Origin of the sequence: Rosenbergiella collisarenosi (assembly GCF_018494085.1) — a bacterium.
GTDB classification, from domain to species: domain Bacteria; phylum Pseudomonadota; class Gammaproteobacteria; order Enterobacterales; family Enterobacteriaceae; genus Rosenbergiella; species Rosenbergiella collisarenosi.
On the sequence record NZ_JABBFP010000019.1, the window covers coordinates 1 to 10,261 of the forward strand.

Annotated in this window: 14 protein-coding genes; 1 reads left to right on the forward strand and 13 read right to left on the reverse strand. The window is 45.7% G+C overall.

The annotated features are described in order from the left end of the window. Positions 1-415: 415 nt before the first annotated feature. Complete coding sequence (locus tag HGT70_RS16260; RefSeq protein ID WP_092678556.1) at positions 416-607, reverse strand: DUF4926 domain-containing protein; 192 nt, start codon at positions 605-607, stop codon at positions 416-418. Between the two features lie 284 nt (positions 608-891). Here HGT70_RS16260 and HGT70_RS16265 point away from each other — a divergent pair, with 284 nt between their 5' ends. Next, positions 892-1,071 (forward strand): SymE family type I addiction module toxin, encoded by a 180-nt coding sequence (locus tag HGT70_RS16265; protein WP_244968986.1) that lies wholly within the window; start codon positions 892-894, stop codon positions 1,069-1,071. Between the two features lie 79 nt (positions 1,072-1,150). Here the strand turns inward: HGT70_RS16265 and HGT70_RS16270 are convergent, their stop codons facing one another. The 12 genes from HGT70_RS16270 to HGT70_RS16325 all read right to left on the reverse strand — a co-directional run. After that, the gene (locus HGT70_RS16270) at positions 1,151-1,435 is read right to left on the reverse strand and encodes a hypothetical protein (RefSeq protein ID WP_214196558.1); all 285 of its coding nucleotides are present in this window, start codon (positions 1,433-1,435) and stop codon (positions 1,151-1,153) included. A gap of 3 nt (positions 1,436-1,438) precedes the next feature. Further along, positions 1,439-1,963, reverse strand: coding sequence for a hypothetical protein (locus HGT70_RS16275; RefSeq protein ID WP_214196559.1), 525 nt, complete (start codon positions 1,961-1,963; stop codon positions 1,439-1,441). An 852-nt stretch (positions 1,964-2,815) separates the two neighbouring features. Next, entirely contained in the window at positions 2,816-3,121 is a 306-nt protein-coding gene (locus tag HGT70_RS16280; protein WP_214196560.1) for a type II toxin-antitoxin system RelE/ParE family toxin, read from the reverse strand. Beyond that, positions 3,118-3,402 carry a damage-inducible protein J gene (locus HGT70_RS16285; RefSeq protein ID WP_214196561.1) on the reverse strand — a complete coding sequence of 95 codons (285 nt, stop codon included), beginning with the start codon at positions 3,400-3,402 and terminating at the stop codon, positions 3,118-3,120. Before HGT70_RS16285 ends, HGT70_RS16280 begins: the two co-directional genes overlap by 4 nt. A 53-nt stretch (positions 3,403-3,455) precedes the next feature. Beyond that, complete coding sequence (gene xerC, locus HGT70_RS16290) at positions 3,456-4,382, reverse strand: site-specific tyrosine recombinase XerC (RefSeq protein ID WP_425328693.1); 927 nt, start codon at positions 4,380-4,382, stop codon at positions 3,456-3,458. A gap of 76 nt (positions 4,383-4,458) precedes the next feature. Continuing rightward, positions 4,459-5,001, reverse strand: a complete 543-nt coding sequence (locus HGT70_RS16295) for an immunity 42 family protein (RefSeq protein ID WP_071429437.1) — start codon at positions 4,999-5,001, stop codon at positions 4,459-4,461. A 2-nt stretch (positions 5,002-5,003) separates the two neighbouring features. Continuing rightward, positions 5,004-5,753 (reverse strand): hypothetical protein, encoded by a 750-nt coding sequence (locus tag HGT70_RS16300; protein ID WP_198363467.1) that lies wholly within the window; start codon positions 5,751-5,753, stop codon positions 5,004-5,006. Positions 5,754-5,778: 25 nt separating this feature from the next. Further along, positions 5,779-6,135, reverse strand: coding sequence for a hypothetical protein (locus HGT70_RS16305; protein ID WP_214196562.1), 357 nt, complete (start codon positions 6,133-6,135; stop codon positions 5,779-5,781). A 517-nt stretch (positions 6,136-6,652) separates the two neighbouring features. Continuing rightward, on the reverse strand, positions 6,653-7,009 hold the full coding sequence (locus tag HGT70_RS16310) for a hypothetical protein (RefSeq protein ID WP_071429432.1): 357 nt from the start codon (positions 7,007-7,009) through the stop codon (positions 6,653-6,655). Continuing rightward, positions 7,002-7,736, reverse strand: coding sequence for a hypothetical protein (locus tag HGT70_RS16695; protein ID WP_241576000.1), 735 nt, complete (start codon positions 7,734-7,736; stop codon positions 7,002-7,004). Before HGT70_RS16695 ends, HGT70_RS16310 begins: the two co-directional genes overlap by 8 nt. A 25-nt stretch (positions 7,737-7,761) precedes the next feature. Then, positions 7,762-8,412: a hypothetical protein gene (locus tag HGT70_RS16320; RefSeq protein ID WP_214196563.1), complete on the reverse strand. Its 651-nt coding sequence runs from the start codon at positions 8,410-8,412 to the stop codon at positions 7,762-7,764. After that, a partial coding sequence (locus HGT70_RS16325) for a VENN motif pre-toxin domain-containing protein (protein WP_214196564.1) occupies positions 8,402-10,261 on the reverse strand: 1,860 nt, incomplete at its 5' end. The genes HGT70_RS16325 and HGT70_RS16320, both read right to left, overlap by 11 nt.

The window sequence follows — 10,261 nt, forward strand, 5'->3', positions numbered from 1 at the left end:
GTTGGTTACCATAGGAGAGGTTAACCCCCATCGCGTCTTGTGACGTTGGCTGCGTAGTATGTGGGTCGTTGGCGAGTATGGTCGTGCAAACCATTTTATTGGTGCCACACACGGGAAATTATCAAAGAGTTGATTATGGCTAAGACAATTCATAAGCCAGAGACAGGCACACCCACAACTCAATCAAGGCGTTATACCGTGGGATATGTCCGGGATAATATTAAGCATCGACCTTCACCGTCGATCACGCTGCGAGGCCATTAGATGGAGACGCTGGGTTTTGAGGCAGGGAAGAAGGTTGAGGTAAGTTGTGAACAGGAAGAGTTGGTTATCCGGCTAGTTGGGGACTAAGCAGTAGGTAAAAAGATCCCGGCTCTATGGCCGGGATTTTTAATAACACTCATTAAAAATATCGTTACCCTGATGACTCGATATCATCAGGGTAAACCGTCAAAACATCTAATGTATCACCTTCATTATCAATGAATTCAACTTCATAACCTAAAGTAGGTTCTCGATATATAATAATAACTGCTCCCCTACATCCTTTTAGCACAATGTCAGACAAGTCTTTTTTGGCTTTAACTACATCATATTCTTTGATCATAAAGTAAATACCAATATATTTATTTCTTAGCTGGAATAGCTGTTACGAGTCTAACTACACCGTCATTATTCTCAATTCAACCAAATTTAACATTAATCGTTCTGCCATTCGTACCAGTTATTGGTATTACTTGATCATATTTAGTACCAAACTGAGTTTCTACTGTTTTAACGTCTTGACTGGAGTCAAAAACGATTTGTTTCGCAAGCTTATTTGAGTTTTTTTGTTAAAACCAAGAGCACTATCGAACCATTCCGCCTTACTTCCTCCAAAAGGAGTTGATTATGGCTAAGACACATCATAAGCCAGAGACAGGCACACCCACAAATCAATCAAGGCGTTATACCGTGGGATATGTTCGGGATCACATTAAACATCAGCCTTCGCCATCAATTATTCTTAAAGGCCACTGGATGGGAGAGCTGGGATTTGAGACGGGCAGGAAGGTCGAAGTGAGTTGTTAGCAGGGAGAGCTGATTATACGGCTGGTTGGGGAGTAAACGGTAGGTAAAAGATCCCGGCTCGGTGGCCGGGATTCGTCATTTATGAAGGGTATTTCATCGATATGTATCTCAACAAAACTGAGATGTTTTTTAAGTTATGACCTACTAGAATATTTTTTTGGCAAGATTGCTTAAGAACATCATAATCCTCTTCCAACTGACCGATATTCAACTCTTTGGGCTCATTGTAAGGATCATAAAGTAATTCAGTGGGGATATCCCAGTAAAAATCACTATCCAAAGTTATCTCTCTTATTCCACGAGAACGCATATTCGAGAAGATCGTTTTAACTACATTTTCTAGAGTATCAAGGTCAAGATCCATTATTTATCCCTTACCAGCTCTGATTTCATTTATATTTTTTTGGAATGTTCGTATCTCTTGTTCAAGATGTTTAATACGACCATCAATTATTCTTTGTCTGACTGCATCATTCGGAGCATTTTGTAAATGACCTTTATTATCAAAGGAGTCAGGGTTTTTCTTATAAGCTTCTAATTTTTCTTCATGCACCCTAATCTGTTCTTCGAGTGATTTAATAGAGCGCTGATCTGACGAACTAAGATTTTTATCTCTGGCATTTTGTTCATCCTTCGGCCCCCAACCGCCCGGAGATCCCGATCCAGATCCACCCAACTCAGCCTTCTCCGCATCCGTCAGATCTTTACCAATATTAGGCTGATTTACGTTACGGTCGCCAGTAGCCTCCGAACAGGCCCGCCCAAATGAACAATCCGTCGCTTTATCGAGCCAATCAGCAACGTCATTTATTGCCTCCTGAAGCTTGGAAGCAATATTTTTGTCTGCCTCCTGCTTCACTTTATCACCAGGACCAACCGGGACACCTGGCACGGGGACTGCTGGAGCAGGAACCGCCAAGAAGTTATTCTCAACAACAACTTTATCCAGTGCACAGCCTGACGATGAACCCGACTTTTCCCTGTGCTTTCCGTGGGTTACAACCGGTTTTCCCTGTCGTACTTCCGGTGCCGCAACTTTTTGCCCCGACGCGCCTTTTCAGCCCCCGGACACGCTACCGCCACGCCGTGGCATCACGCCTGCACCCGCATATTTTAACAACTTCAGACCGTCTGTCATTACCGCTTTTACATCGCGGCGGGAGCCGGGTCACAGCCTGCTGTGACCCGGTGAACCGTCAGCCGGGCGCGGGCTGGCGAGGCCCGCAGGGGCACCGATGCATGACCGGGGGTTGCTTTTGCATGACCACACTGAACCGGGGCGGGTAGCGGAAGCTGGCGAGACGGTAAGGAGCAGGGAGGAACGACTGCGACCCGCCGCAGCCAGACGCAGCCGGGCGGGCATGAACTTCTTTTAAGCGGAGGCCGTCAGGCCGACAACACCTGTGGGGTTAACTGACAGACGATGTGGTTGCTGATGCCGCCAGGGATGGCGGCCCCACCCGGTGTTCAACGCGGGGGCGCAGGACATAATGTGTATTATGCGATACGAGCCGCAGGACGCGGCGAAGAGGAGCTGTGCAGGCGGGCGGCGAGCTTCGCATAATACCCGCACATTATGTTGAATGGCAGAACAGCGGCCACACCTGAACGGGCATATTGCAGATGACTTACGCCGCTGGACGGCCATTTACCCCCGCGCACTCGCTAGGTGATGGCGGCAGGAAGCGGCAAGGACGCCGCGCTCTGCCGGGCACGGGACAGATCCAGCTTACAGAAGGTACCGCTAACTTCTGTTGTAACGGCCTGCTATTTTGCGGGATGTATGCAGCACACGCAGGATACGAACCACGGTTTCTTCTGCAACATAGATGATGATGAACGGGAAGCGGGGAACAACCAGCTTACGCTGTTTCGCAGTTTTCCCGGCATTAACGCCTGCCTGCGGGTTTTCCCTGAGGATATTAACCATGCTGACAAGCCTGTCATCTGCCGAGCTGGCTACCGACAGCCCGGCTTCCTGATACAGATAACGGAAGATCGCTTCTCTGTCTGCCTTTGCCTGGATCTCCCACTGAACGTCTGATATCACAGCTTACCTCGCGCTGCCTGCGCTTTCAGTTCAGCCATGTGGCTGTTCATTTCATCATCGCTGATGAACTGGCTTTCACTTGCATCATAGCGACTGAACGCCTGCGTTATCTGCTGTTCCAGCCAGACATCGTACTCACTATCCTGATACTGCCGTTCTTCTGCTGCAAGTTCTTCGGCTCGCTGGCGCATGATTTCAGTTAGACTCATCTTCTGACGTTCTGCTGCCTGCATCGCGAGGCGCTTCGTTTCATCGTCTATTCTGAAGTGGATTGTGCTCATCCTACACTCCTTTCTGTGGTGTCGTTCGTGGTGTCATTATGACCTTTATTTTTTTACCTGTCAGGCTTTTCTTCTTCCCGCTGCTCCGCCGGATGCGTACTCCCATGCACCGCCTGCAACGCCCGGATACTCACCTGCGTATAGATCTGCGTACTCTCCACGCTTCGATGTCCCAGCATCGCCTGGATCCATCTCAGGTCTGCGCCGTTCTCCAGCATCTGCGTCGCCATCGCATGGCGGAACAGGTGACAGCTCCCCTTCTCTATTCCCGCCGCTCTCAGGTAAGGCACGACTGCTAAGGTGATACCGTTCGCCGTCAACCCTGCCAGGCCATCCATCGCCAAGAACAGTGCCCGACAGTCTGGCACGGCTAGGATGTCTGGGCGAACCTGATGCAGATAACGATTCAGCCATCTTAGCGCACGCTCACCCACCGGGATCACCCGGTCTTCCTTGCCTTTACCTTGCACGATGGTCAGGGTTTTTCGGCTGAAGTCCGCACTGTAGATCTCAAGGTTGGCAACCTCGCCACGCCTGATCCCCGTTGACCACAGCAGTTCAAGTAACGCCCTGTCGCGGATACCCTGCAATGTACTCAGGTCGCACAGGGTCACGATCTCCTCTACCTGCTCTACGCTCAGTATCGTGCGCGGCAGGCGTTTTTCTAGGCGCGGCAGCTCAAGGTCCGCCGCCGGATTTGCCAAGATAATGCCCTGTTTTGCCAGCCAGCTGAACCACACCTGTAGCGGCTGTAACGTGGTGCGCTGGGTGCGGCTGGTCAGCGGCTCACCGTTTGGCTTGCGGTACTGATACAGATAGCGCTGGTAACTTTCCAGTACTGGCCGGGTCACTTCTGCGGCATAGCCGATACCCCGTTCCGTTGCCCAGCAGATAAAGCGGTAGCTGTGATGAGTCTGTACTTTTAAGGTGGAGAGCTGGGATTTGAGACGGGCAGGAAGGTCGAAGTGAGTTGTCAGCAGGGAGAACTGATTATACGGCTGGTTGGGGAGTAAGCGGCGGGTGAAAAAATCCCGGCTTTTCAGGGCCGGGATTTTTTTATTTTAAAAGAGAACTTGCATATTCTCTCACATTGGCCATGATTTCTTTTATTTCATCTTTTGGTATAGTTATATCTTCTATTAATGGTTTATCAATGCGTTGCCATATATTCCTTTCTTGACTTTCATCTTTAACAAGATGTTCTGTCACTCCGCCAAGAATTCTTAACGACTTTTTATCTGCAACCGCAAAGAAACATCCACCAAAATCACTAATATTCGGGCATGTGATACAATAATCTAGTAATTGGTCAGGATATGCATTTTCTTCAGAAGATTCAGGATAAGCTAAATCAAAAAAATGCTTAAAAGCATCTTCTGTGGGTAAAATAAAGATTCCCTCATTTTCAGGATGTGATATCAAAGCGCAATCATTATCAATGATTTCATAGAGATCAGAAGATAATGTTGATGTTCTGATATCACCAGGATACAAATTTCCATTAATAATTAAATAGAATAGTCCATTCTTATAAGACTCACTCCACTGAGGGACATATTCTGTCCAAATAGCAAACCGATATGGATTACCAAAGATCATATTCACCTCCATTTTCCAGGTAAGCCGAACTCTTTTTTAACACTATTTGGGACATCACTTTTCTTTAGTGGGACAGTTTTGTCTCCTGTACTACCAGACCAGTGCCATGTCCCATCATTTGTATTTGTAAATTGATGGACATTTCCCTCATAATCAATTGAATATCGTTTTTTTCCAGCTTCAATTGAATTACCAAACAGGGAAATTGAGTTTTTAGGCTCAGTACCAGCTTTAAGGCTATATCCTTGCTGTCCTGGTGTATATTTTGGGTTGGATTGATAATTCAGACCATTTGCCGCAGTAGTCGACTTTGGTGTAGGCAATGGACTCCCTTTCCCGCCCTTCCCAATAACACCCAGCGCCGATAAGCCTTTCCCACCGACAGCAGCACAAAACCCTATCGTTTCTCCTGCTTCCTTGGTATAGAGCGCAACCTTTACATATTCCGGCAGTGACTGATAAATCGCTCTCGCGCTTTCTTGATTTTCTGCCAGTACAAATCTATCCAACTGCGATAAATCGTCACTACTCAAACTTGAGAAGATCGGCAATCGCCGTAAACTGGCCGCTACATCTGTTCCTGCTTCAGCCTCAGCTAATACACCACTTGCACAAAATGGATCACCCGAACAGCTTTTAGCAACTGCCTCTTCGCGATTCTTTTGACTAATCTCAGCAAATTTTTCATAAACTTCGAGCTTATCAGTGCCATTTTTAGCTGCACTCTCAAGCTCTTTATTGAGCTGAATCACCTCGTTAGAATTCAGATAATTATTCTCAACTATATGGATAGTTATAGTGTTCTGGTATCTGGTAATTATCGGGAATATCTGGCCAGTCAATATTTTTCAAAAGGAGATCAGTGTCATCCTTAATATTTTCAAAAAAAACAGAGAGCCTCATTGAATAGACTCTTATGTACACCAAAGCGGCTTGCACTGCCGCTTTATCATCTGATTTCTTTGCTTTATCTAGTAATTCCGTAGCAGCAAATAATTTTTCAGTGTCAGATAAAAATAATTTATCCAAATCAATATCATAGTCAACCATCAAATCTCCACTGCCTGAGATTGCCGCAGGCATAACCCGAAGATAAATATCTTTTATTTCGTTAAAAATTTGAGATTTGTTCATTTTGGTAACCTCCTACCTTCCGCTGCTGCTTTAGCAGTCTTAACAGAATTAACTATTCCATCTAAATTCAAAACATGAACAAAATTCCCTCTTTGATCAAAAACCTCTAAATGATTTTTGTGCGCTCCATCCAGATAAAACTGATCGCCTTTAGGAATATTTTCGTTGATATTACCAGAAGATCAACTTTGTTGATTTCCGCCAATTCTTGCGCTTCGGCCTGTGTTAGTTCTTGTTTCAGATAATCGCGCTTCGTTTTTACGACAAGAATGCCGCTTAAGGTGAAGGTGCTGAATGGGTGCCTGATTATCACAGCGCAGTAGCCACAACTCGCAGCACAACAGGGCCGGAGACTATGTAGACGCTGAGGCAGGTCTATAAGTTCTCCGCCCGTTAGCAGCGCGAGCTGATGGACGTGGTCCAGGTCATGGCGAAGCCGAATAAGCGGGCAAATAGCTGACTATTAAGGTAAAATCCCAGCTGGTAAAAGCTGGAATTCATTCAAATATTACTAGCTTCAGGATGGCAGGTATTTCTCAGGCAATTGATAACCTTCAGGTATTTCAGGCCAACTATAATTATTAGACCAACCGATACTTTCTATATCATCAAAGATATCGCTGAAAAAGTTACGCAGATTCATTGTATAAATTCTGCTCAGTATCAAAGCAGCTTTTACTGCAATCATATCTCCATCGGCTAGTGCTTTTTGCAAAGCCTGCGATATCAGCGCAAGCTTTCTAAGCTCATCGTATAACTCATCATCTAAGTCAAGAGAGTAGTCAACGGCAAGCTGGTCCTCGGTAAAATTACATTTTTCCGCTAGAGCAGATAGTGCTTTTTTTATATTCTGTAACAAGTTGGGCTTAATCAATTTTCAGCTTCCTTCCTTTTCCTGCATCGGTTTTTTCTAAATTCACTGAGCCATCAAGGTTAAGAACCGCCTTAAAGTTTCCGCTCTTATCAAATACTTCCAGATGATTTTTATGTTTTGCATCGAGGTATAACTGATCGCCTTTCTTAATTACATCGCCAGTTTTACCTTGCGCCTGATAAATACTCTGACCCTGATATTGCTTGGAAGTTTTGCGAGTAGCGTTTTTGATTTCTCCCCCAAAAGAAGAATTTTTCAAAAACTCACCCATATTCCCCACAGCACCCTGATTTGGCTGATGGGACTGTTTCCCGCCCTTCCCAATAACACCCAGCGCCGATAAGCCTTTCCCACCGACAGCAGCACCAAACCCTATCGTTTCACCCGCTTCCTTGGTATAGAGCGCAACCTTTACGTATTCCGGCAGTGATTGATAAATCGCTCTCGCGCTTTCTTCATTTTCTGCCAGTACAAACCTATCCAACTGCGATAAATCGTCACTACTCAAACTTGAGAAGATCGGCAATCGCCGTAAACTGGTCGCTACATCTGTTCCCGCTTCTGCTTCGGCTAAAACACCACTTGCACAAAATGGATCACCCGAACAGCTTTTTGCAACTGCCTCTTCGCGATTCTTTTTGCTAATTTCAGCGAATTTTTCATAAATTTCGAGCTTATCGGTGCCATTTTTATCTGCATTCTCAAGCTCCTTATTGAGCTTAATCACCTCGTTTGAATTCAGATAGTTATTCTCAACAACAACATAGAATTTTAGCTTTTTGGCGAATCTCTTTCAAACTAGAGTTATTACTAATAACGACCACTTCAGAGCTTTTATAGTCTTCATCACCAAGAAGAAAAAAAACTAGTCCCTCACACTTTAGGAAGTACATAATCACGTCTTTGTAATCACCTAAATTAATAATATTTGATAGAATTTTTTCATTAAAATTTTTTTTATTCAAATAAGTATAAAAACTCATTTTCTTGTAAGAGAAGCATGATATTAATTTTTTAAGATCGTAATCACTTGCTAAAGCATAACCGCTTAATTTTATTCTACCGTCTATCTCCGAAAGAAAATCATGCTTGTTTTTAAGCCAATCAAACCCATTTTCATCTGATGATTGTAATTTCCAAAATCCTTTATAACGATTCAACTTCGTATTTGGAATTAAGGTATCAAGTTCGCTATAGCAAATCATAATGTATTGAGATTGTTCCGTATCAGATAAACTGATAATGTTTTGTATTAGTTCGTAAAATCCTTCTTCACGATTAAGAAATAATGCCTCAAAACTGACAGAGGGATAATGTACATCACGAAGGAATTTAAAGTTACACACGTCATTTTCAATGCCAATATCGTCAGTACTACGCATTCTAACGTTTCTAGTAATCATAGTGATTTCCTTCTGCATCATTGAAATGTGGGCCTCTATTTTGTGAATCGTTGTCACCAAAGAAATGCCCTTTAGCATCATCTCTGATTTTTATAGTTTCAGGCTTTCCTTGCAGATTAATCACATCAAATTCATACACTTTTCCTGGTTGCTTATTTCCTCGACGATCATAATTTTCAGTTACCCTATCTGGCTGGCGAGACGTGGGTATTCCTGATTTTCTTTTCGCCTCATTGAAAGCTCCTGCTCTTGCTGAACCTTCAGGCGATAAGTTTGCAGGTTTATCAAGGTAAGCCAAATCATCCTTACTTGGCCCATCCGGAAGCGGCGTTACTGTACTCGTGCCACCCGTATTTGCTAAACCATCACTATTACCTGTATGTGTCGGACCTGATGCTAAGGGCTGATTGTTACCCGTATTGACTAGCCCTTGCTGGTCGCTATGACCCGGATTAATCAACTTACCGTCTGTCAATTCTCTATCCGGTATCGGGAAGACAGTGATTAAGCCTTTTTGATCCTGCCCTATCATATAATTATAGGCAGCCCGTTGTTCCGGGGTCAGTTGTTCTATCAGATCAGCCTTACCAGACATTGCTACGCTAAAGACATAATCCCGTTCAGATGACGAAAGGTTGTCTAGCGCGGTTTTTGCTGCTCCGATACCCAGTAATGCACCGAGCCCTTTCTCCACGACCATATTTCGACATGCGGCGACTTCAGCACATGCTGTAACGCCGAGTCGTGCTACGGCTGATAAATTATTATTCTCAACCGTCACCTTCCCGGTCTGCATCCCTGATACTGCACTCGCCGTATCGCCGCCCACCAGTCCGCCCGCTAACCCTGCGGCCAAACTGGCTAAGGCACTTACGGTTTGCTTTTCATCTTCTTTAAGCGCGGTAGGATTTTTATCATAATATTCCTTCGAAATCATCCCTACCGCCTCAGCCGTTACCGCACTACTGGCTCCCGCTAAGGCATTCTCCCCCTTCGCCAGCGATAACGCCGCATTCACTACCGCATGCGCCATAAGATTAGCAGTTTTATTTACCTCACCGTCAGTGGTTGTTCTTTTATGGATTTCTGCTGCTAAATAAGGGGCACTCGCCCCCGCCAATGCCTTAGCAATATCGCCACCCGCTAACCCCTGTATCGCAGCGGTTGAGGCGGTGATGGCTTGCTGAAGGCTGCTGCCTGTCCCAAAAGCGCCTTGCGCGGTTTGATAAGCTTGTTTGGCTACTTGTTCAGCGGTCGGATGGCTATTGCCATTAACCATCAACTCTGCACGTGCCGCCTCTAAGGCTGCCGGATCTGACTGTGCCTTAACCCCTGCTATATCTCCTTGCTTACGCGCAATATCGGCGGCTTGGTTGCCGACCTCGCCGATTAGCTGCAGCGTCTGCATCCGTTGCTGCTCTTTTTCCTTATCGAATATCGGGCTAAGCGTCTGGTTGGCATGTTCGACATCACGGCTAAGGTCTTTAATGTTTTGCTGTTGTCCATCTACATTTCGCACCACAATAGTGCCATCGCTAACCGCAGCATGGGTGGTGGAGCTGTCGTTTTTCTCTTTGTTACCGGCGATGGCCAAGGCATTGCCAAGATTACCGATAAAGTTACCGGCGCTCCCGGCGCCCGTGCTTGCCCCCACGCTCTGGTGTTCAACCTTATAGGCCGCTTGGTTTTCGATATCGCTAAAACCGAGGGTGCCGGTCTCTAAGCGGTTATGCTCGGCACTGGCAGTGGAGCCCATCACCGCACCATTCAGTTGGGTATGCTCACCAACCTTCACATCAAAGCCCCCTTTGCCCGCAAACAGGCCGGTCTGCTCTTGCACACTGTCGTA

Excerpts from the sequence above, each read along its gene's own strand:
- HGT70_RS16295 (WP_071429437.1), bottom strand. The coding sequence starts at position 5,001 with ATGATCTTTGGTAATCCATATCGGTTTGCTATTTGGACAGAATATGTC.
- HGT70_RS16260 (WP_092678556.1), bottom strand. The coding sequence starts at position 607 with ATGATCAAAGAATATGATGTAGTTAAAGCCAAAAAAGACTTGTCTGAC.
- HGT70_RS16285 (WP_214196561.1), bottom strand. The coding sequence starts at position 3,402 with ATGAGCACAATCCACTTCAGAATAGACGATGAAACGAAGCGCCTCGCG.
- HGT70_RS16270 (WP_214196558.1), bottom strand. The coding sequence starts at position 1,435 with ATGGATCTTGACCTTGATACTCTAGAAAATGTAGTTAAAACGATCTTC.
- HGT70_RS16305 (WP_214196562.1), bottom strand. The coding sequence starts at position 6,135 with ATGAACAAATCTCAAATTTTTAACGAAATAAAAGATATTTATCTTCGG.
- HGT70_RS16320 (WP_214196563.1), bottom strand. The coding sequence starts at position 8,412 with ATGATTACTAGAAACGTTAGAATGCGTAGTACTGACGATATTGGCATT.
- HGT70_RS16265 (WP_244968986.1), top strand. The coding sequence starts at position 892 with ATGGCTAAGACACATCATAAGCCAGAGACAGGCACACCCACAAATCAA.